The organism is Paenibacillus sp. FSL K6-2393, from assembly GCF_038002545.1.
In the GTDB taxonomy this organism is placed as follows: Bacteria; Bacillota; Bacilli; order Paenibacillales; family Paenibacillaceae; genus Paenibacillus.
Window position 1 is genome coordinate 3,602,228 of record NZ_JBBOCU010000001.1, and the last position, 22,214, is coordinate 3,624,441.

The 22,214-nt window shown below is 44.5% G+C and carries 21 protein-coding genes; 6 read left to right on the top strand and 15 right to left on the bottom strand.

Annotation, left to right across the window (positions count from 1 at the left end):
* Positions 1-39 precede the first annotated feature (39 nt).
* The 8 genes from MHI14_RS15900 to MHI14_RS15935 form a co-directional block, all read right to left on the bottom strand.
* Positions 40-609, bottom strand: a complete 570-nt coding sequence (locus tag MHI14_RS15900) for a hypothetical protein (protein ID WP_091030364.1) — start codon at positions 607-609, stop codon at positions 40-42.
* 414 nt (positions 610-1,023) lie between these two features.
* Positions 1,024-1,167, bottom strand: coding sequence for a hypothetical protein (locus MHI14_RS15905; RefSeq protein ID WP_341130748.1), 144 nt, complete (start codon positions 1,165-1,167; stop codon positions 1,024-1,026).
* Between the two features lie 61 nt (positions 1,168-1,228).
* Positions 1,229-1,792 carry a GNAT family N-acetyltransferase gene (locus tag MHI14_RS15910; RefSeq protein WP_341130749.1) on the bottom strand — a complete coding sequence of 188 codons (564 nt, stop codon included), beginning with the start codon at positions 1,790-1,792 and terminating at the stop codon, positions 1,229-1,231.
* A gap of 214 nt (positions 1,793-2,006) precedes the next feature.
* A complete protein-coding gene (locus MHI14_RS15915) occupies positions 2,007-3,026 on the bottom strand; it encodes an alpha/beta hydrolase family protein (protein ID WP_133384808.1) in 1,020 nt (339 codons plus the stop codon).
* The gene (locus MHI14_RS15920) at positions 3,013-3,660 is read right to left on the bottom strand and encodes a GNAT family N-acetyltransferase (RefSeq protein WP_133384807.1); all 648 of its coding nucleotides are present in this window, start codon (positions 3,658-3,660) and stop codon (positions 3,013-3,015) included. Before MHI14_RS15920 ends, MHI14_RS15915 begins: the two co-directional genes overlap by 14 nt.
* The gene (locus MHI14_RS15925; protein ID WP_341130750.1) at positions 3,657-4,481 is read right to left on the bottom strand and encodes a helix-turn-helix domain-containing protein; all 825 of its coding nucleotides are present in this window, start codon (positions 4,479-4,481) and stop codon (positions 3,657-3,659) included. The genes MHI14_RS15920 and MHI14_RS15925 overlap by 4 nt, the downstream gene beginning before the upstream one ends.
* A gap of 141 nt (positions 4,482-4,622) precedes the next feature.
* A complete protein-coding gene (locus MHI14_RS15930) occupies positions 4,623-5,471 on the bottom strand; it encodes a CPBP family intramembrane glutamic endopeptidase (protein ID WP_341130751.1) in 849 nt (282 codons plus the stop codon).
* 290 nt (positions 5,472-5,761) lie between these two features.
* Positions 5,762-6,676, bottom strand: coding sequence for a DsbA family oxidoreductase (locus MHI14_RS15935; protein ID WP_133384805.1), 915 nt, complete (start codon positions 6,674-6,676; stop codon positions 5,762-5,764).
* 134 nt (positions 6,677-6,810) lie between these two features.
* Between MHI14_RS15935 and MHI14_RS15940 the strand changes: the two genes are divergently transcribed.
* Positions 6,811-7,158 carry a winged helix-turn-helix transcriptional regulator gene (locus MHI14_RS15940; RefSeq protein WP_036615751.1) on the top strand — a complete coding sequence of 116 codons (348 nt, stop codon included), beginning with the start codon at positions 6,811-6,813 and terminating at the stop codon, positions 7,156-7,158.
* Between the two features lie 162 nt (positions 7,159-7,320).
* Here MHI14_RS15940 and MHI14_RS15945 read toward each other — a convergent pair whose 3' ends face one another.
* Positions 7,321-7,785, bottom strand: coding sequence for an NUDIX domain-containing protein (locus tag MHI14_RS15945; RefSeq protein ID WP_165980276.1), 465 nt, complete (start codon positions 7,783-7,785; stop codon positions 7,321-7,323).
* A 111-nt stretch (positions 7,786-7,896) separates the two neighbouring features.
* Positions 7,897-8,781 carry a LysR family transcriptional regulator gene (locus MHI14_RS15950; RefSeq protein WP_133384803.1) on the bottom strand — a complete coding sequence of 295 codons (885 nt, stop codon included), beginning with the start codon at positions 8,779-8,781 and terminating at the stop codon, positions 7,897-7,899.
* Between the two features lie 124 nt (positions 8,782-8,905).
* Between MHI14_RS15950 and MHI14_RS15955 the strand changes: the two genes are divergently transcribed.
* From MHI14_RS15955 to MHI14_RS15970, 4 genes are all read left to right on the top strand, one after another.
* Complete coding sequence (locus MHI14_RS15955; RefSeq protein WP_091030390.1) at positions 8,906-9,916, top strand: alpha/beta fold hydrolase; 1,011 nt, start codon at positions 8,906-8,908, stop codon at positions 9,914-9,916.
* Between the two features lie 186 nt (positions 9,917-10,102).
* Positions 10,103-11,707, top strand: a complete 1,605-nt coding sequence (locus MHI14_RS15960) for an extracellular solute-binding protein (RefSeq protein ID WP_133384802.1) — start codon at positions 10,103-10,105, stop codon at positions 11,705-11,707.
* A gap of 89 nt (positions 11,708-11,796) precedes the next feature.
* Positions 11,797-12,687: an ABC transporter permease gene (locus MHI14_RS15965; RefSeq protein WP_036615758.1), complete on the top strand. Its 891-nt coding sequence runs from the start codon at positions 11,797-11,799 to the stop codon at positions 12,685-12,687.
* A gap of 18 nt (positions 12,688-12,705) precedes the next feature.
* Complete coding sequence (locus tag MHI14_RS15970; protein ID WP_036615762.1) at positions 12,706-13,596, top strand: carbohydrate ABC transporter permease; 891 nt, start codon at positions 12,706-12,708, stop codon at positions 13,594-13,596.
* Positions 13,597-13,701: 105 nt separating this feature from the next.
* Here the strand turns inward: MHI14_RS15970 and MHI14_RS15975 are convergent, their stop codons facing one another.
* Both MHI14_RS15975 and MHI14_RS15980 read right to left on the bottom strand, forming a co-directional pair.
* Positions 13,702-15,447 (bottom strand): cache domain-containing sensor histidine kinase, encoded by a 1,746-nt coding sequence (locus MHI14_RS15975; RefSeq protein WP_133384801.1) that lies wholly within the window; start codon positions 15,445-15,447, stop codon positions 13,702-13,704.
* 28 nt (positions 15,448-15,475) lie between these two features.
* The gene (locus tag MHI14_RS15980) at positions 15,476-17,092 is read right to left on the bottom strand and encodes a helix-turn-helix domain-containing protein (RefSeq protein ID WP_165980173.1); all 1,617 of its coding nucleotides are present in this window, start codon (positions 17,090-17,092) and stop codon (positions 15,476-15,478) included.
* Between the two features lie 186 nt (positions 17,093-17,278).
* On the opposite strand from MHI14_RS15980, the gene MHI14_RS15985 reads away from it, so the two are divergent.
* Complete coding sequence (locus MHI14_RS15985) at positions 17,279-17,554, top strand: hypothetical protein (RefSeq protein WP_133384799.1); 276 nt, start codon at positions 17,279-17,281, stop codon at positions 17,552-17,554.
* Positions 17,555-17,858: 304 nt separating this feature from the next.
* Here the strand turns inward: MHI14_RS15985 and MHI14_RS15990 are convergent, their stop codons facing one another.
* The 3 genes from MHI14_RS15990 to cydD all read right to left on the bottom strand — a co-directional run bounded on the left by MHI14_RS15990 (position 17,859) and on the right by cydD (position 22,200).
* Complete coding sequence (locus MHI14_RS15990; RefSeq protein ID WP_091030402.1) at positions 17,859-18,482, bottom strand: hypothetical protein; 624 nt, start codon at positions 18,480-18,482, stop codon at positions 17,859-17,861.
* 170 nt (positions 18,483-18,652) lie between these two features.
* Positions 18,653-20,380 carry a thiol reductant ABC exporter subunit CydC gene (gene cydC, locus MHI14_RS15995; RefSeq protein WP_133384798.1) on the bottom strand — a complete coding sequence of 576 codons (1,728 nt, stop codon included), beginning with the start codon at positions 20,378-20,380 and terminating at the stop codon, positions 18,653-18,655.
* Positions 20,377-22,200, bottom strand: a complete 1,824-nt coding sequence (gene cydD, locus MHI14_RS16000) for a thiol reductant ABC exporter subunit CydD (RefSeq protein WP_339309455.1) — start codon at positions 22,198-22,200, stop codon at positions 20,377-20,379. Before cydD ends, cydC begins: the two co-directional genes overlap by 4 nt.
* Positions 22,201-22,214 lie beyond the last annotated feature (14 nt).

Consider the following 22,214-nt stretch of genomic DNA (forward strand, 5'->3'; position numbering starts at 1 on the left):
ACGAAGGTTGTTTTCTATTTCACGAATTCATTTCAAGTATTAACCTTGTTGTGCTTCCTCTTCACCTTCGGCTTCTGCCGCAGCTTGGCTTGCTGGAGTCATCAATCCTTGAACTGCCCCCATAAATGGCTGAATCTGCTTAATCATGCCATACCCCATTTTGACCACAGGTGTAAATTTCTGGATCATGCCAAACAACCGCATACCACCGCCTAACATACCTCCAATCGAGCCTGCACCGCCAAAGCCACCTAACAATGAACCTAGCATAGGCATGAAAGATGATACCTGGGCTTGCCTAGACGTTGAACGAGACATCGACCGGGATCGCACCTGCGACTTACGAGTGCTGTTCCCCCGTTTACGGTTCCGAGAGGATGCTGTTTTTCTCGTAGCCCCTGCTTTAGGTTTGGTTTTGCGAGCACTGCCTTCAGATGAGGGTGCTGTGATTGCGGCCTGAGTAAGCTTTCCGCCCCCGGTAAGCAGTACGCCTTCGCTGTTAACGCCAGAGATGTACCCGACGTACGTTTCGCCATTATGAAGAGTCACGCAGACTGGGCGATCCTTGAGCCGTTTCACCCGGACGTGTATTTCACTGGTTTTAGCCATGGAATTCACCTCACTTGACTTGATCTACTTCAGTCTACGCAATGGGTGGACGACTTGCCTGTGCGAATAGTACATCCGTGTGCCGAAATTGAAAAATGACCAGCGCTTCATTGGATAGAAATACACAGCAACGAGATAATGCTGGAAATTTTTAGATTGGAGTAATTATTGATGGGAAAATTGCTTTGTGGAACCTTTGCCATCTCCTACCTCAACCTCCGTATATGCTCCGTTCTCTCATTATTTCATTTAATTCAGTCGCACGTAATTTAGCCGGTGCAGACTTCGCTTTGTTTTTTGAGTCCAAATCGTTTCTCCACAAGCCACAATGTGTGATTCAAATGTATTCTATCTTCATTCATCGTGATCCGGTGACGTATGTATGATAAGTTCAGGTGCGGCGTTATATCTTTCCTACTCTTTAACCAGCATATAACGCTCGACGTCGTTCGAGGCATTCACAGCTTCCTGAGCATACTGAATTGCTCGCTCGCGATGACCCAATCTGCGTTCAATTTCTGCAAGCAGCGCATATCGCATCCATTGCTTTTTAATCAAAAGCAGGTGTTCCCTGGCCTGTTCAATCTGCCCGTCTTCATTGTGAAATAGTTTGAGGGGCCTAACTCTTTCGGTAAGCAACCTTGTGAAAAGCATTGATATAACGAAACAGTGCCTCACCATCATCAGGCACATGCGTTCTTCTGTCCAGTGGCAGCATCATTGCCTGATATGGTTCTGGCACCATTCTATATTGATGGACATAGGAGGTCAGGATGAATCCGTTGCGTTGCCAGAACTGAATGCGTTCCTGATGAGCCCCCGTTGTCCCGGACTCCGCCTCGATAATTATCCCTTTGATCTCATGTTCCCTTAATGCCCAGGCTCTGAGCTGCTCCAGCATCCAGGTTCCTATGCCCAACCCGCGCAGCTTCTGATCAACTGCGAGGTAGTCAATGATCAGAATGCGGTCCACAGCCTTCCCCTCCAGTCCAGTAACAGCCATTGCAACCACTTTTCCCTGATGCACGCCCGTGTGTAAATAACCAACCCCTCGGTCCAGCATACTGCGCAGAATCACTTTTGTCTTCGCACCGCTTTGAAAGGCCTCATGATAGATCCGCTCCATCCGTGCCCACATTGCTTCATCCCACTCCTCTATAGTAGTAAACTCTAATTCCAGCATCTCGTTCGCCTCCAGAATTTTATTATACTGACTTCAAGACATGTAAGAGATATTCCTTCCGATTGAATCGGATGCGGCGAGAACAGAATTTCAGTCGTTCCATTGGAAGGAATACCGATATCATCGCCAACCAAACCTTTAACATCGAATGAAATGAATAAAAGAACGCGATAATAGCGACTTGAATATAAAATCGGTGCTCAACCTGTTCTCTTTATAACGCCAATTTGGTCAGGAATTGTTCAATCTCGTCCATATACCCAGCGGTGGTAATACTTCTTGGAGCAAACAGGAATCTCAGCCCTATTCTCCATTCCGAGCCTGCAATGGATGTAGGAAGCATCGAATGCTCCGTATTTTGAAAAATCTTCTTGTGAAGCAAGTACGACGGCTTGACTTCCTGACGATATGCACGCTCGGTATCCTTGATATCGACATTGACGTCATCTTCTCCAAGCAATAGCAGGACTGGTGTTTTGAAATTGTGCAAATCCTCCGTTGCATCCACTGTGAAGTTTTTACTCACAAAGTTCCAACGATCCTTGATCATCTGCTCCTCACCTTGACGTGCAAGCCTAATGTATTCCTCATAAGAACCATGACGTTTCAACACATCATTGATCTTGTTATCGTAATCCACCTGTGCTTGTATCTCATTGGCCGAAAATCCATCCTGGGCCATTTGACTCCGTGTGTTGTATTCTCCCTGTCTCAGCCAATTGATCGCTGGAGAAACAAGAATACTAAATGCGAGATTTTCCTTGCCTGCAAGCTTGGGAATGACCCACCCCGCCTGACTCGCTCCCCATACACCAATTTTGGAAGCATCAATCATCGGTTGCTCTTTCGCCCAAGCGATAGCCTGCTCGGCTTCAACTACGCGATCATCGATGCTTTGATTCAGCCAGTTGCCTTCGGAACCACCTATGCCGCGTTTGTCCAGCGACAACGAAGCGTATCCTATGGAAGCAAGGCGCTCCCACAATGGCTTATATCCATCACTATGTGTCGAATCAATCGGACCATCACCATGGATGAAAAGCACGAGTCCCAACTTGCCTGATTCGTTCTCAGGCAGAGACAGTGTGCCTGTCAGTTTGCCTTGTGGGGTTTGAATTTCGATGTGTTGTTCGACCATACTGTAGTCCTGTTGCACAATAATGTACGTTCCTGTACCAACAATTAATAAAATGAAGACGAGTAGTGAAATCCAGATTCTTTTACGTTGAAGCATGATATTCTCCTTTGCGGGTCATATAATTCCACTGTTGTTCACCGAGAAGCATGCCGGTCATCCAGCTTTTTGTACTGTTTTGTGTGTGAAACTGCAGACGTTCGTACATCTGAATGGCTTTCAGGTTGTGACTTGCCACATGCAGACTGAGATACGACATCTGCGGGGATTGCAGCATGTATTGCTGCGCCCATGCGAGTAATTGTCTGCCGATTCCCTTGCTCTGATGTTGTGGATGCACAACGATATCCTCGATGTAACATTCCTGCGTCACAGGTTCGTGTTTCAGCAAATGAATTCCCGTTAACATCAGAAGGCGTCTCCAAGCGCCGATGTGATTGCAAGCGTACCACACCTGGGAAGCTCTCACCTTTCCAGCGATCTGTTCATGAGAGTCTGACTTCCACTTCAACGACATCGTGCCCACAATAACATCGTCTTCTCGTGCGACCACGCGCAGATTTCCAGTATCTTGGGGAACATGATGCAGCATCTGCTCAAAGGCTGTGGCCAGATCTGACAAAGACATTGAAGTGGACCTCTGGAATTTATGTCCAAATCCATAAGCCATTAGTTCGCTGGCTATTTTGTAACGATCAGGCTGGATGCGTTCAATCTGAACGAGATGTGTCATAAGGCAACCTCCTGTTCTGTTGTGATCTGTGACAGTAATTCATAATGAAGCTTGTCGGGTGTGAACAACGATAAATACGATTTTTCCACCATGAGTAGTGGCCCCTGACAGACATATCCCACCTCTTCGGCGTTAGCATAAAAATGCTGAATGTGAGCAACCAGTTGTTCTTCATTTTCCACAAAAAGATGACAGGAGAGATACGTACCCGCTGGCAGCATCAGATGATGCATTCCTTCCTGAGTGGGAGTGTACATGCCTATGAGGCCGGACGAATCGTAGACATAATGGAGATCTACTTCAAACAGATTGGTGATCTTGCCTTTGTGCTGTACAAGTGTCTGCGCATTCAGCGTGGCAGTAGCCTCCATCTCAAACCATAGCGATAGCGGCGTGGCTTCGCGCTGAATGATGTTATATGCTGTCTCCACCGGATCTGCAAGATGTGCTTTTTCCTCCAATAACTTCTCCATAAAATGCTTGGTCTCCTGAAGTTTCTTAATCTCGGCTTCGGTATCGGTCAATGCCTGATGAAAGAGCAGTGTGATCTCTTCGGGAGTCAGACGTGTAAGACATTCTTTGATCACTTGAACGGACAGCCCCATCTTACGCAGCAATAAAATATGGGCAAGCCTGTACACTTCATCCATGCCATACATTCGGTACTGATTATCAGCTGTGTAAGCTGGATGCAACACTCCCTTTTCCTCAAAATAACGAATTTGATGTACCGATACGTGCATCAGCTTGGCCAATTCGCTAATTGTAATTTCAGCATTCACTGTCATCTCCACCTTCGCTGTTCTTTCTGTACATAGCATAAACCTTAGGTCAGACCCAAGGTCAAGCCTCGTTTTCAATTCAAATCAGTTTTTTCGCAGATGTACAAAAAAAGCAAGTCATATCGCTGACCTGCTTTGGATTTGATTTCTATTTTCGAGGCGGTATTACAATGAATGTAATCATATTATTGGGGGGGGATGAAGTGAATTAGAAGATTTTCTCTTCTTACTTATAATATTGCCGTTCCTGTAAGCGTTAATCAGCATAGGGATTGCAATCAGTAAACTGACGATCATCGGTACGATGGAGGCTTCAAGCCCGAAGCTTCCTCCAGTCAGAAGTGTTGAACCTGTCATTTGAACTTCAAATAAACCGTCCAATGCCATGCCCGAAACTGGAATACCTAACATGCCCTCAAACGCATTCCAGGCAAAATGGAGTCCCATGACAAACCACAGGTTTCGCCGCCACAGGAATCCTGCCCCCAGTAACACACCTGCCTCTATGAATATCGCAATAGAGCTCCAGATAGTGGCTCCAGGGTTAGCGAGATGGGCTAAACCAAAAAAGAGCGAAGTTACGGCCAACGCGATCCAGCTTCCGATCAGTCTTTCCATCGCTTGCAGGAACAAACCACGGAACACCAACTCTTCTACAATAGCCGCACTAATCGCCAAAGCGAATATGGGCGTGATGGAATGTTCGGTAGACCATGTGAACGTATATCCCCCAAGCAAAACAATGACACCGACAGAAACCCCAATAAAAATCAGTCCAACAAACGCACCAAAAATGGTCTCGGTTCCTGCCCTTTTTCTATGTATTTCTTCAACATTGCGCTGACCTGCTAGAAATCTCATGATAAGCCAGTATATAGCGATGGAAAGAACACCTCCAGCCAGTGCCAGCACAATAGATATGAAGCCATCCGAACCAATAAATATTCTGCTAAATATTGAGCCAAACACTACCAAAATAAATGCTCCTGCAAACATCCATACCAACGGAAACTGAATAATTTTCCTCATCTGAGGTCCAACACTCCTTACTTGAATGGTTTGAAGTCTCGTGATCAAGTCTCCCTATAGCTTATGATGTGCTTATTAGTATCAGCTCTGGTCTAGGTCAAAAGTAAGTTTAGTTTAAACTTATTTATTACTCAATGATACACAAAACGGGCAAGCCACATATGTGACCTGCCCGTTAGATTCACTCCATATAGCCTGCGAATATTTAAATCGCACTGGATCAAGGCTCATCTCAATATTGATAATACTCTTTCCGTAAAAATGTGCTAATTCAATTTCTTGTTATTTCCTCAGATATGCTCAATATACATCTCATTCAAAATATGACCCACACGATATGTGTGCTCTGCCAATTCAGATTTCACATATGATTCAACATCAGTCTTTTCGATATTGTACATGACCTCCATTTCTCTAGAAAAAAGAAGGTGTCCCTCATTGATTTTCTGCTCCAACGAAGTTATCTGTTTTGGTTTCAGATCAACATCCAGCACCTGCTGAAGTGCTTGCACATATGTTTCAAGAGAACGCGCTCCGACAATTTTCAACCCTTGGTTCTCTTCATTCACAATGATAATTGATGGGAAACCTCTAACTCCCAAACTAGCGACACTCTCAAAGTCTTCCTCTAATAACTCTTGTACAGATTGCTCTGCAGCCGCCTCAACCACTTCTTTTCCATTCAAACCCAGTTGATTGACGATATCCGTCAGCACATCATCTTCTCCAATATTTCGATTAAATACAAACACGGCTTCACGCGCACGTCTTAAGAAGTCCTGCTCTTTACCAGGGTGCGTACTCTGAATGACCTTAAATACGCGAGATGGCGGATAGGAAGAAAGTATTGGATTATCGTGCCATAAGGAACCGTCGATGGGCATGCGTGAATGTTCACCCACTTCCTTCCAATGCTCTGCAACATCTGAAGGTTTCTGAATCCCGTTAGCGCCATCCGAGAAACCATTCCAGTTAGCCAGTAGCCCACCCATTTTAATTTGCAGCGTAAAATAATGACCGTATTCCTCAATAAACCGATGAAGCACAGGCTCAAGCGCCCAGCAGTGAGAGCAGATCGGATCTGTTGCGTAATAAAGAGTTATCCTTTTCTCAACGTGATTCAGATTGATTTCTTGCATCGCCTCTTCTTCGCTCACACCACACACGCCTGTTTCCAGATCACACATCATAGATTCGTTACTCACGTGTATCCCGCCTTTATCTTGTCTTATGAATTGATTTTCTTGTGTTAGTTTGATTATAATGTCTACAATCTTCTGAACAAGTACAATTCTTTTTCTGACTTAGTATCAAAAAGTATACTATTGGAGGGTATCAAGTGAAATACGAGTTTAATTTCGATCAGTTATGTCCAGCGACTTATGCATTTCAGGTCATTGGAGGCAAGTGGAATCTTCCGATCCTGGCAATCCTCAGTGAAAATGACTGTATACGTTACAATGAATTAAAAAGAAGACTGCCTGGCATTACCGGAACGATGTTAACGAACTGTTTGAAGGATTTGATTCATTACGGCATCGTGCATCGGGAGCAATATAACGAGGTGCCACCGAGAGTGGAGTATTCGCTCACAGAATCAGGCAAGGAATTGGTTCCTTTAATTGAATCCATGGTAATATGGGGTCAGAAAAATATGACAGCAGGCGTGAAGCAACAAGATATATAACTCCTGGCCTAATTTAACCCCTTACCATAGATGTTCATTTTTGAATCGCTCTGTACACTTTGTTCAACGGTAAAAAGGCTATTTCACTGGACTATCATGTCCTTTGAAATAGCCTTTCCTTTATAAATACAAGACGGCCGCTTGTTTACGACGTGTACACATCTAACTATTCAGGTCGTCATCTTCCTCATTTCCTAAATACATAACCGTTTTTTCTCCCTCAACCAATCTAATGATCTGCTTTCGTAATTTTGAAGGAAATAAAGGTAGTTCGTTTATATTTTTAATCTCGAGCCATTCATATTCCACTTGATTTTCGTCACTTGGCAGAATAGAACTATCTTGGTCCATCAAACCTATGTACTCGCATAAAAAAACAAAATCTACACGATGAAGAGCTTCACCGTATACCCCTTCAATGACAAATTCGAGTGATAACGGTTCTACATCTATTCCGATTTCTTCCGCAACTTCACGCTTCACAGCATCCGTCAGGGTTTCACCTGCATTCTGGCTCCCACCAGGCAGGATGTAGATGACTTCATCATTATCATCCTGCTTCATTGCAAGCATTCTCCCGTCTTTAATGATCAATGCTTTTGCAGAATTTCTAATCTTTCTTTCCATTGCTAATCCCCCATATATATCTGTATCATGTTGTTGAAGGTTGACTCCATTTAACTCCTCGATCTCCATGAAGAATATTTTAACACATACATCTAAACAAATTCTGAACAATCAAATCAACTCACTCTTGGCGACCTCCATGAAAGCAGCCATAGACGGAGAGATCCATTTTTCCCGATGCCAGAGCATTTGCGCAGAAAAAGATACATCTGATAAATCCCACGGCAGAGCAACCAATTCCCCATCGCTCAACTCTTTCTTCAAAGCCATTTCAGGTAATAAAGCGATCCCTAGACCAGCCACAACACATTGTTTAATGGCTTCTACACTATGAAACTCCAGCTCTGTCAGAGCATCCGCACCTTTCTTCGTTATGGATTGGTCAAAATGAGTGCGATACGAACAGTTCTTTTCGGTCAGTAAAAAATGCTGTTTGTGGAAGTCATCAATGACCAACGCGGAACGCGATGCTAACATATGATCGGGAGAAACCACCATTTGAAAGGTCTCATCCTTTAAAAACTCTGACTGAAGGTCTTTGGAATTCATAGGCTCATCCAATACAAAAACGACATCGGCATGCCCTTCTCTCAGACTCGATTTAAGCTCTTGCCCAGACAGGGGGCGGAACAATAACCGCACACCAGGATAGTCCGCTCGGAAGCGTTTGAACAAGGCTGGAAGAAGATATGCACACAGCACTTCATCTGCTCCGATCACAACCGTTCCCGCCAATTCTCCGTGCTGACTGGATATGCACTTTGCTTCCTCTACATCGTTTAATATCTTAGTGGCGTAAGGCAGAAACTGTTGGCCAGCATCCGTTAACACGACCTTTTTGCCTAATCGATCCAGCAATTTCACCCCAAGCTCTTCTTCCAGCGATTTGATTTGCATGGTTATGGTAGAGGGTACATAGCTCAATAATTCAGCAGTTTGACTAAAGCTGCAGGTCGATGCAAGTGTCCAAAAGGTTTTTAGCTGGCGTATTTCCATGAATCAGGCACCTCCTAAGTTCAAAATAAATGAATGATATGTTCGATAACGTTTCGTTGAATTGATAATAGACGTATTGTAGAGTGAAATCAAGTTATTACTATTTTATAAGGAGAATCAATCTATGAACAATTATGAAACATATAACCTTGGAGATACATTACTTCTATCGGGACAACAGCTCCCTCAAGCCTTTATCGCTTACAAGACCTATGGAAACTTAAATGCGGCAAAGGACAATGTTATTGTTGTCCCAACATGGTTTGCTGGAATTCACACAGATAATGAATGGTTAATTGGAACAGACAAGGCACTGGACCCCAGTCGTCATTTTATCGTTGTGCCCAATATGTTGGGTAACGGATTATCGTCCTCTCCAAGTAATACCCCTGCCCCATACGATAAGGACAACTTTCCCCTCATCTCCATGTATGACAATGTGCGCGCCCAACATCAACTCATCACTCAAAAATTTGGTATCTCCAAAATTAAACTTGTTGTGGGCTGGTCTCTGGGAGCCATGCAGGTTTATCAATGGGCAACCAGTTATCCTGAGATGGTCGAACGTATTGCCCCCTTCGGAGGAACGGCAAAGAGCAGACCGCATACACAGTTGGTATTCGAAGCAATGATCGCGGCGTTACAGGCAGATTCAAATTATGAAAATGGTAGATATGAGCGCCCTCCGGTTGCCGGTCTCGCAGCGATGGGAAGAGCTTATGCTCCATGGGGGTTCTCGCAGGCGTACTATTTGGAGAAATTGTACCAATCTGAGGGTTACGACACCTTGAAATCTTATGTAGAAGATTACTGGGATCAGGTATTTCTTCCCTTCGATGCTAACGACTTGATTACCATGTTGCGTACAGGAATATATGGAGACATTAGCGATAATCCCGTAGATGACGGCAACTTCGAACAGGCATTAAGCAAGATCACTTCTCCTGCACTCGTTATGCCAGGATCAAGTGACTTGTTCTTCACACCAGAAGATAGTGCGTATGATGCTCAGCATATGCCAAACGCTGTGTATCAACCTATAGAGTCCAAGTGGGGACACTGCTTTGGAATCGGAGCAAACGAAGAGGATTCAATCGTTATCGATCGTCATTTAAAGCAATTTTTGGAGACATGAGTAAAAAAAGAAGGAGTACAAAGTAAAAAAAGTGCACAAAGCTCATTTATCTTTTCTCCGCTACGACTCAAAAGTAAAAAAAGATACCGCTTCTCGTCAATAACCTTTATATCCCGTTCCCCCTTTCTCGTTTAGAATATTTTCAAGAAAGCGTTATTGAAATATGACTGATAAGGGGGAAAAGAAATGAACAAGAAAACGAAAGCCTTAGTCTTGTCTGTGTGCATGTCAACCTTATTACTCGCAGCCTGTAGCAATGGAAGCGGTGCTGATAAAGGTTCAACGACGGACACGGATTCCAACGAGGCTGGGACGACAACCATTCATACCGTAACATCAGAATACTCTTCTGCAAAATATCCAAAGGGCGACGATATCACCAACAATGTATGGATTAAGCGATACAAAGAGAAGTTTAATATCAACGTCAAAACAGACTGGGTTAGCGATGAGTACGATACCAAATTGAATTTGGCTATCGCATCGAACGATCTTCCTGATGTATTCAGAGTTAATCCATCACAACTGAGACAGTTAGTCGAAGCAGATATGGTCATGGACCTTTCCGAGGTCTTTGATCAACACGCTTCAGATCGTCTCAAAGGTTACATGGAAGCAGATGCAGACAGTTACGAGTCTGGAAAGAAGGACGGTAAGCTGTACGGGATACCACAGATGCACTGGGGATTAATTGAACAACCAGACTTCATCTGGATCCGGAACGACTGGAAAGAAGAATTGGGAGTCCAAGATCCGAAATCTGTGGAAGACATCAAAAATATCGCATTAAAATTCATGGATAAGCATGGCGGTTATGGTATAGCGGTAGACCAATCGTTGGATTACCTCAACCTGCTCGCCATTGCATGGAATGCGCATCCGGATATGTGGATGGAGGATAGCAATGGAAAACTCGTGTACGGCTCCGTGCAGCCTGAGATGAAAAATGCGCTGGCTGAGTGGTCAGAATGGTACAAGCGAGGCATCATTGATCCGGAATTTGCAATCAAAGACTTTAATGCGATGAACGCGGACATTGTAGCCGGCAAAGTGGGCATGCAGCCTTATTACCAGTGGTGGGGTTATAATCCGGGTGTCGATACGGTATCCAATCTGGGTAAGGACGCCATCTTCTACCCTTATATCATCCCTACTGTTGATGGGAAAGAAGCCAAACAATCCATTTTCTTCGCCAACAACAATTATATCGTCATGAAAAAGGGATTTAAGAGCCCTGAAGAAGTGATCAAAATTTTGAACGACTATGCTTATATTGTGGATGAAGGCAATGGCAAGGAATCCACAGAAACGTTATCCGCCTTGCTGGACAACGATATTGCCCATGTTGTTGGAGCGTTCCGTGTACTTAATCCGAATTCCGATTACGAGCAATTTGAGGCGGTCTCCGCTGCCCTTCAATCCAAGGATACCAGTGGGCTCACGACGTCGGGTATGTGGCAAAAATATAACAACAGTGTGGAATTCATGGAGAATGCAACCCCAGGAGCAGTTGGTGATTATTTGCAACAAGGGGCTCCAAAGAATGCGTATGGTCTTGCCAAGAAAGTACTGGACAGCGAGAACTATACAAAGACGGCCCTATGGGGTGTTACGCCAGAAATACTTTCAAGCTACGGCACAACCTTGGATGATATCCTGACCGAAGGTTTCACCAAGATCATTATGGGTAGCGAAAGTATCGATTATTTCGATGTTATTGTCCAGAATTGGCGCGCAGCCGGGGGCGATAATGCAACCCTGGCAGTTAATGAAGCCTACGGGAAGAAATAATCTCGTTTGTCACAAAGAGGGGATGAGGGGATCTCTCCCCTTTATTTGATAGCGATTACATTTGGCGTACGATGAACGGAGGAATATGAATGTTGAGAAAATGGAAGCAGCAGAGTCCTTACCATCTCATGTTGATTCCAAGCCTGGTCTTGGTCTTCATCTTTTGTTACATCCCTTTCTATGGACTTATTATTGCATTTCAGAAGTACAATCCGGGTCTCGGCTTTAACTCGCCATGGGTAGGATGGGATAATTTCACCCACATATTTAATCAGCCGAACTTCGTAAGAACGATCTGGAATACATTGTACATGTCTGTCTTTAAGATTATCGGTGGTATAATCGTACCCGTAATTTTCGCATTACTGCTTAACGAGGTACTCCACAGTGGAATCAAACGTACATTTCAAACACTTGTCTACATTCCGAACTTCCTCTCTTGGGTCATTATGGCCGGCATCATGCTGGATATCCTTAGCTCCGACGGCATTATCAATACATTTCTAAGTGTATTTGGTATTGCACCGATCTCCTTTCTTGGCACACCTTCTATTTTTCCTTGGACGATGATTGTCAGTGACATATGGAAAGGTTTCGGGTTTGGCACGGTTGTTTATTTGGCAGCCTTGACCAGTATTGATCCGGGGCTTTACGAGGCCGCGGTGATCGACGGAGCGAAACGGTGGAAGCAGACCATCTACATTACGTTGCCTCTCCTCATGCCAACCATTGTTTTAATGACCGTACTTTCACTTGGAAACGTACTCAATGCTGGCTTTGACCAGATCTATAATCTCTACTCCCCTGTTGTCTATCAGACCGGTGATATTATTGATACCTATGTCTACCGTCTGGGAATTCAGCAGGCACAGTATTCAATTGGTACCGCTGTCGGGTTATTCAAATCGATCATTTCCAGTGTTCTGGTTGCCGTATCGTATATCTTGGCTTACAGAGTGGCTGGTTATCGTATCTTCTAAGAAGGAGGAACTCACATTATGATCTATGATAAAAGTATGAGCAGGCGTGTATTTCTTATCATAAACTACACCATATTGCTTCTAATCTCTCTCCTATGTATCCTGCCGTTTATCAACCTGCTGGCTGTTTCATTCAGCAGCAGCGCGGCTGTATCTGCGGGGAGTGTTACGTTCTGGCCTGTGGAATTTACGACAAAAGCCTATGAATTTGCATTAACTGGAGGATCATTTTTCTCCTCTCTCTGGGTAGCCATTCAACGAACCGTTATCGGAACGTTGGTGAATCTGGTTCTGATCGTACTCACAGCTTATCCCCTCTCCAAATCCAAACAAAAATTGATGGGGCGTAATATCTATATGGGATTTTTCATAATAACCATGTTATTCAGTGGAGGACTAATTCCAACCTATCTCGTGGTTGTCAAAATGGGACTAATCGATTCCATCTGGTCTCTGATACTGCCTGGGGCCCTCCCCGTATTCAGTATGATTATCCTCATGAATTTCATTCGGGGGCTGCCCGAGGAAATTGAAGAATCAGCAATTATCGATGGTGCTGGGCCTGTACAGGTATTGCTTCGTATTCTACTACCACTTCTCAAGCCCGCTCTCGCTACGGTTGGTTTGTTCAGTATCGTTGCCCACTGGAATTCGTGGTTCGATGGCATTATCTATATGAACAATCCAGACAATTATCCATTGCAAAGCTACCTCCAGACCCTCCTGCAAAGTTTTGAGCAAATCATGCTGAAATCTGGGTCAGATTATACGCAGCTGTTGTCCATGATGAACGCCAGAACGGGGCGCGCCGCTCAGATGTTCTTGGGTGCCATTCCGATTTTACTCGTGTATCCGTTTTTACAAAAATATTTTACCAAAGGTTTGGTGCTAGGTAGCGTCAAAGGGTGAACAAAAGGGCTTGCAGTTCATACTGCGAGCCCTTTGTTTATATCTAAACTTATTTTTATGATCGTTGTACCGCATTATGAGATGCTTAAATGAAAGCATGAATGACTATTTGGCTTCTATGATGGCAGGCAGCAGAATGGAGAAAATGGTACCTTCACCTATTTTACTCTCCACCTGTATTCCATAGGGTTTCCCAAAATGGAGTTGAATCCGCCGCTGTACATTATGCAATCCAATCCCATTCGTTCCCGTACTTGCACCGGGCTTCTCTTCCAATAGATTCTGCATCGTATGATGATCCATACCAACGCCATTATCGCAGATTTCGATTACAACTGTATCCACCCGCAGTTGAATCCGAATGGTAATGATTCCGTCTTCCTCAAGCTCGGCCAGACCATGAAAAATCGCGTTCTCCACAATGGGCTGCAGGATCATTTTGGGCATGTGATAATCCAACACTTTATCCTCAATCTCATACCTCATCTGAATACAATCATAGTACCTGACATTCTGGATCGTTACGTAATTCGTTATATTATCGAGTTCCTCACGAATGGTTACGAGGGTTCCATCGGATTTTGTTGCATAGCGGAGCATCGAGATTAGTGCATCGGTCATTTCCACGATTTTATCAGCCTGCTGCATCGAGGCAATCCATTTCACCGACCCAAGGGTGTTATACAGAAAATGAGGCTTGATCTGGTCATGGAGCGCACGCATCTCGGCCTTGGCTTTCTCTATTTCTTCCTGCTGCATCCGCTCGACCATTCGCTTCAATTCGTGTGACATTCTGTTAAATCGAATGGATAAATGTCCAATCTCATCTCTGGAGCCAATAGGTTCAACTTGTTCAAACTGCCCTTTCTCGACTAGAGCGATATTCCGTAGCAGTTTTTTAATGGGAGTTGTGATCACGTGAGATAAAAAGATGGATATGACGGCAGCAAAAAGAACAATGACTATGGCAAGCGTCACCAGATTACGGCCCAATATTTTGCCATCAGCAGTCAGCTCATCCAAAGGCATATATAAGTAAGTTGTCCATTTTTGCTGACTAAGGGGACTGGTCACCACAACATTTAGTGATTCAGGCGGACGAACGTTGTCCCGGAACAGTGTCCCGATTAATCGTTCGTTCACGTTGTATACGATTTTGTCATCCTCATCAACGATCATGAATCTGGAGCGCAGTCCTTCCTGCAAGTTTCGGTTGACGATTTCAATGAATTTGATATCAATGCTGACAACAATCACGCCAAGCAGTTTTCCACTAGTCACATCATGAATTTTGCGAGCGTGTGACACTGCCAGTATTTTATTCTCCAATTGCTCATCGATTCGTGTTGTGAGGGTAATGGTTCGATCCTTATCATGCATGAACTTTTTAAACCACAATTCGTTTGCTACTTTGAAGTTTGGATCAATTGGTTGATGTGGACTGACAAAAAGGTCTTGCCCCCCGTTCATATTGTAGAGGTAAATGGAGAATACGCGATCTTTCATCATGATGTAATTCATCAGAATATTGTATGCGGCAATCTCATGTTGTTCATCACCCTCTCGCAGGAAATCCTGGATCGGAAAACTCCCTTCATGAGTCGCAGACAGATTGTCACTAAGCCCATTGCTGGCTAGCAGCGAAATTTTCTCAATCTCCTTGAGGAACTCGTCAATGCGAATATTCGTCTGTTTGGCCAGATCGTTTAGCAACGTTGTATAGTTCTGTGCCAACAACCGCTCTGAGGAGTAATACGAATTGATTGTCATCACCAATACCGGAAGGATAATGACCGTCATACAGATCACCATAATTTTGTACTTGATTCGGAAGGGCCGAACATGCTTCATATGCTGCACCTCTATTCACCGATTACATTCATCCCTGCTGTAATTCTCGATATTCCTCCGGAGTGACACCTACCGATTTTTTGAAAATCTTACTGAAGTACGTGTAATTATGGTAGCCCACCTTTTCTGCGATTTCATACACTTTCATTCCTCTGCTCATTAGATACGCCTTCGCATGTTCAATTCGAACTCGGGTCAAGTACGTGATAAAGTTCTCTCCTCGTTCCTGTTTGAACACGCGGCTGAGATAAGACGGATTCACACTGATTTGGCTAGCGATACTTTGCAGTGAGATATCTTCCGCATAATACTTGTCGATCAATTCAGTGGCGAGATCGGTGTAAGTGCTTTCCTGTTTGATTTGGGAATCGGTATGGAAGTAATACGCAATATGAGCAAGCATATCTTGGTGGATATCCTCCCAATACTCCCCCTTTAGAACAATTTCATAGGGTGATTTCTCTGTTAAAGAAGGTGCACCTCTTTCCGTAGCTCGGGATAGATGGGAATGTATCGTTTCCATTACCATGATATATTGCTTGCGAATGCTATTCTCATCTGCTCGTAGCTGTTCCAGATTGGATCGGATTCCTTCAAGGAACTCTTCCGCCTTTTGGTTGTCTTTGCTTACCCACAACTTCAACAAATCTCGTTCTTGTTGCGGGCTCAAAGCCCCCTTAACTTCATGTCGATCTGGGGATTGAACCATATGCTCGTAATACAATACCTGGTTGCTACCTGTGAAGAAACCTTGTTGTAGAGCCATTTCCGCCTCTTGGCAGGCCTTCCTGATGTGAAGGAAACCGGAAGTCATTCTACTTACCCCAGCCGTGAGCGACAGATTCATAAAATCCTTGATCGAAGACAGCAATTTATTACATAGTTTATTCAAGTCGGCGTGTACAGATTGGCTCTCAGGAAGTACATTAACGATCACCCAATATTCAGAGGAACTTTCAACAAAAATCTCTTTCTCCCACTTCGATGGAATGATCTCTTCCATAATATTAAGAATTGAAAATCGGAGCAGCTTTTCCCCCTTCTCTACATATTTCCGCTTTGCATCCTCGTAATAATTCACGATGAACTTCATGACAACCAACTGGTCCGAACGTATACGAAAATGCAATTCTTCCGCTTTGGTGACGATATCTTCCTCACTGATGAATCCGCTTACAATATCTTGGAAGAAACTATCCTTTAGATATCTTAGGCTCTTGGAATAGTCCTGTGTTATAGAGGGTGTGTTGGTTGGGTGAACATGTTCACTTTGCAGTTTCTGTCCAACAGTGCTCAGGAGGTCAATAAGGGAGGATTCGGTGATCTCGCTTTTAATCAAATAATCTGAAGCACCAAGTTTTAGTGCCTCTTTCACATAATGAAATTCGTCAAAATTACTCAGGATGACATACTTACAGGTTTTCAGTACGCAGGAGGCCTCTTGTATAAGCTGCAGCCCATCCATAATCGGCATCTTGATATCCGTAATGATTAGATCAGGCATCACTTCAAGCGCAAGGCTTAATGCCTCTTTCCCATTTCCCGCTTCACCAACAACATAGAAATTGTACTCTTCCCAATTCAGCATGGAACGAATTCCAACCCGCATGAGCAATTCATCATCTACGATCATCAGTTTATACATGATATCCCCCAACATGAACCATTTTTAGATATTTTACCATTAAACGAACTCTTGCAAAGATGTCTAGCGAACCTTATTGCATTGCGGGTATCATAAATATCACTTTTACAGAACGTATGTTCCTGTTATAATCAGATTATCGTATTTGATGTAGCATAAAATGACCGTATGGAAAGGATACATATCATGAATTTATACAAGTTTGAATTAACGGTGAACGGATATCTATTACGTGTTCATTTCAGCGCATCTGAAGAAAGTGGGTTAAAATGGTGCAAACGAGTTGCTTCTGAATTCCAGAATAACGTTGCCAATCTGGAGATCAAGGTTGATATACATAAAAAGCAGAAACAAAAGCATGCACGGGAATATCAAGGAAAGCCATATCTGTATGATAGGACACTAAGGAAAAAGCCGCTTGCGAAGAAAAATAAAACGGCTGAATCATCTGTTGTTATGTAAAGGGGACTAAAAGACTTTAAGATTCTCATACTCTTGTCCTTCCTATCCTTCAAGACTAAAGATAAAAGCCTGCTCCTATGTGGAACAAGCTTTTATCCGTGTCAGTTGTACTATAATGCCAAGAAAGATTTTTGTTCAACGTTTAGGGCGTGTCTGAAAACTCCGAAGGAAGCAGATTTTGCCGAATTTTCGTTCCAAGCCAGAAAGTTTTCCGCAGGCGTGCCGGGGCACGTCAAGGGAAAGTGACGCAGCAGGGGGCGAAAAGGCGATAAAAGATGCACTTCAGCGAGTTTTGAGACACGCCCTAGTATCTCTCTAATTCCTTAAATATCATATAACGATGGACACCTCTGACAGCATGCATTGCTTCGTGTAATTGCTGAATCGCAGTCTCGCGTTGTCCCGCTTTTAGTTCGATCGCTGCAAGAAGCGAAGATCTCATCCAGACCTTGTTAATGGATTTCAAGTGTTCCCTCGCCTGCTCGCTTCTTCCTTCTTCCATAAGCAAATACGTTTCATAATATGTACGATAATCCGATCTACGCATATTCTGCACCGCAGTACGAACAGCTACCAAGTCGTTGTGATAGGAGCCGTAAGCTGCATTATATACTGCTTGTGTCCTTTTATTCGTGTCCTCATTTCTGATGCGCTCTATTGTGTGTTCCAATTCATCATCAAGTCTGTTTGCAAGAGCGTAATAGATATAAAGCTTTGGGGTATTCTCCTGTCTGCGTAGAAAAGCCTCCACGCGCTCCATGCGTGTTTCCCAACCAAGAGGATAAAAAATACGAATGGTAAACATGATCAGAGTAGCGGTGAGAACGACCCCAAGTATCCAAAACAGAGATTGGTCATTCATCTTCATGTACACAACAATTAAAAATACGGCCAAATAAAAAACAATATCCCACTTATATTTTCCCATCATCCATCTCCTTCATAGACATAAAAAAACTATTATATCAAAACAAACCCCAAGGAGTATATGTACTGCATCCTTTGGGGTTTAGTTAAATTTATAAAAATTGATTTATTGAAATTTTCTTCATTAACGACAACCGACAGCATTGTCTACTCAATAGACTGAAATTCCTTTCACGCCCCGGCGTCTCCAATCATTTGTCGTTCAATTTGTTTCATTTCATAAAAATAGCCTTTTTGCTCCATCAGCTCGGAGAAGGAACCCGATTCCACAATCATGCCTTGGTCCATGACCACAATCCGATCCATCTCTTCCAATCCCGTCAGCCGATGGCAGATCAGGAGAAGTGTATCTTCGGAGGCCTGTGCAAAAAGATGCTGGAGCACACGTTGTTCTGTGACGTAATCCAGTGAGGACGTCGGTTCGTCCAGCAGCCATAACCGTCCTTTGCGTAGCATCGCCCGTGCCAGAGCCAGCCGCTGCTTCTCGCCATCTGACAGGTTCTCCCCTTTTTCATACACCATATCGGTCAACAACTTATTCGGCAGTTGCACTTTCTCCAGCACAGCCGATATTTGTTCATCCGAATGTTCTTCTCCATTCAGCAGCAGATTATCCCGGATGGTTCCCCGGAAGAAATGACTTTGCTGCAACACTACATTCGCTCTTTGCCAAATGCTCTCTTCATTCAGTTCCTTCACCGGAACATCGTTTAACCGTATATCGCCAGACGTTGGTATACGCAGCTTGAGTAACAAATCGATAATTGTTGACTTACCTGACCCGCTCGGCCCGACAATCGCTGTTTTGGAGCCTGCTGCAAGTTGCAGGGAGAGCTCCCTCAGCGCCGGTCTCCATTCCCCTTCATATTGGAAGTTAACACCGGATAGTTCAATCGAAACCGCCTGATCGGCTGACACTTCACCGCTTGGCTGTACAGGTTGCACATCGGAGCTTGGCACCGTTTCCGCCAGTCGCTGAGCGGCGTGTTCACTGTCCTGCTTATATAGAGGTAATATAGCCATTGCCGCAGCTTCTTCGAACACGGTCTGCGTGGCCAGGATCAGCATGGCGAGAAATACACCGGCAAATGCTCCATTCACAATTAAAAAGGCGCTCAGTGCCAGCACTCCCCATGTAACAAGATACGTCACAAAAACGTGCATGGATTGCCCGCGCAGCAAGTGCGAAGCGGCTTGCCTCTGTTCCGTTGCCAATGCAGCGGAAGCCCGCTGAAGCTGCTGCTCACGCTGTTCCAATTGGCCGTATACTTTCAAATCCCTGAAACCATACAATACTTCGGTTACTTCCGTGGACAGCAAGGCACGTTGCTGGCGGACACGTCCGTGTATTTTTCGCTGACCTAACAAGACAATACCTGGTACAACAAATGCCGTGATCAGCATACCTAGTACTAACAAACACGCAATCCAGATCGAAAAGGCCGAAGTGAACAGCATGGTAGCCAAAAACACCATAACGACCATGATGGGTGGATACGCGACCCGCAAAAAGTAATTTTGCAAGCTTTCCACATCACCCACGATCCGCGCAAGCAGATCCCCGCTTCTGTTTTTGTTCAATATACCTGGCGTTACCGGGATCAGTTTGGCAAAAAAGGACGTCCGCAAGCGGCTCAGCATGGAGAATGTTGCCCTGTGGGAATACAAGCGTTCTCCGTAGCGGCTCGCCGCTCGAAGGAAACCAAGCAGTTTGACCATGGAGGTGAGTACAATTAAGGTGTACAACGGTGGCGCAAATACCGTTTGCGATATCATGTAACCACTCGCGGAAAAGAGAGCTACACCTGCTATGCCGGCGATAAATCCGCCCAATATCGAAAGCAGAATATCCTTGCGCTCCTGAATCATCGCTTTTGACAGAATCGTCAGCTCATTCATACTAACCCTCCTTTCCGTTGTACATCCACCATCTCCGCATATTGAGGCAGGCGCGCCAGAAGCGCTTCATGATGTCCTGAATCCACCAACACCCCATTGTCCATAAACAAAATGTTGTCTGCATGTTGAATTGTATATAAACGGTGCGCCACCGTAATCATCGTTGCCGTTTTGGCTAATGCCGCAATGGATTGTTGCAATACCCGCTCGGTGTGCAGATCCAGTCCTACGGTGGGTTCATCGAACAAAATGACAGCTGGTCGCTTCAGAAAAGCACGTGCCAAAGCAAGTCTTTGCTTTTCCCCACCAGATAATCCCCGGCCACCTTCACCAACAAACGTATCCAACCCCTGCTCCAATTGTGCAACAACGCCAGCAAGTCCTGCTTCCTCTGCTGCCTGCTCAATTTCAACTCTGGAGACGTTCCGACCCGCGCCAATCGCGATATTTTCGGCAAAAGTACCTGTAAAAATATACGGATGCTGTGTAATGTAGCTAACACGTTCAAACCATGCAGCCTCATCATGTTGCAAAAGCTGGCTTCCGTTAACCAGAACTGCTCCCGAATCTGGTTTCAGCAAACCAGCAATGAGATGGAGCAGCGTGGTTTTACCTGATCCACTTTTGCCTACAATAGCGATCTGTTCTCCCGGTCCAATCGAGATCTGTCCTGTCTCAAGTCCAAAGGAATCAGGGGTGTATTGGAATCGGAGATGGTCCAGTTCAATGGTTGGTGGCATTGGAATCAACTCGGCACGAGCTGTACGAAGCTCTTCCGTCTTTGCAATTGCATCGACATCGGTTAATTCGCTTTGATCCGATCCATCTTCAGGCTCCGTTTGTGTGCTCTTGATATTTGTTTCTTCAAGCATTTGTTCCACCTTGCGAATGGCCCCCATGCTGGTTCGCCCGCTGTGAAAAGCCGTTCCCGTATTCTTCAACAAACTGTAAAACTCAGGGACGAGTAACAACACGAGAAATGCCGTGTGGAAGCTCATCGATTTGAAAACCAGTAATTGAATAGCCAGTTCAAGCGCGACAATACCAATGCTTAACATCACGATCGATTCCAGCATAAACGTATTTGTAAATGCAATCTTCAAAATGCCCATGGTAGCATCACGATACCCCAGACTGCTGCGTTCAATTTCCTGTTGCTGACGTTTAGCCCGTCCGAATATTTTTAACGTAACCAGTCCCTGAAGTGAATCCAGAAATGTACCGGAAAACTCAGCCAGTTGCGCGTATTTTTCTTCTGATTTGTTCTTCGTTTGGAGCCCAACCAAGATCATGAACAGCGGGATAAACGGTGCCGTAAACAGCATAATCCAGCCTGTGTTGGCGTGCTGCGTAAATGTAACAACCAGAATCAGAATCGGGATCATCGCGGCTTCCATCATACGCGGCATGTACTGACTGAAATAACTGTCGGCTTCATCCACAGCATCCAAAGCAACACTGACCTTTCCTCCCGTCTGTCCACTCAGGGTTGAAGGCATGGAAGCGCGGGTCAGGTTCTGCAACACAGATGCTCGCATATTCGTCTTGGCGCGTGCTGCCATATGCAAGCCCACTTTCCCATTACCATACGACAACAGTGAGCGTACAGCCATAACAACCAGTAATAGGACAAGCAACAGGACCACTGATGAAAAGGAAGCTTTCTCTACAAAGATTCGCTGGACTGCTTCAGCCACCAAGGTGGCCTGGCTTACAATAGCTACACCAAGGGCCAGCGAAATGATCGCAAGGAGAAGCCTGTTTTTTCGTTGTAAAGACATTTGCTGCGAGATCAGATTGAATTTGGCTCTCCTCTTCATTGAACGCTCCTCCT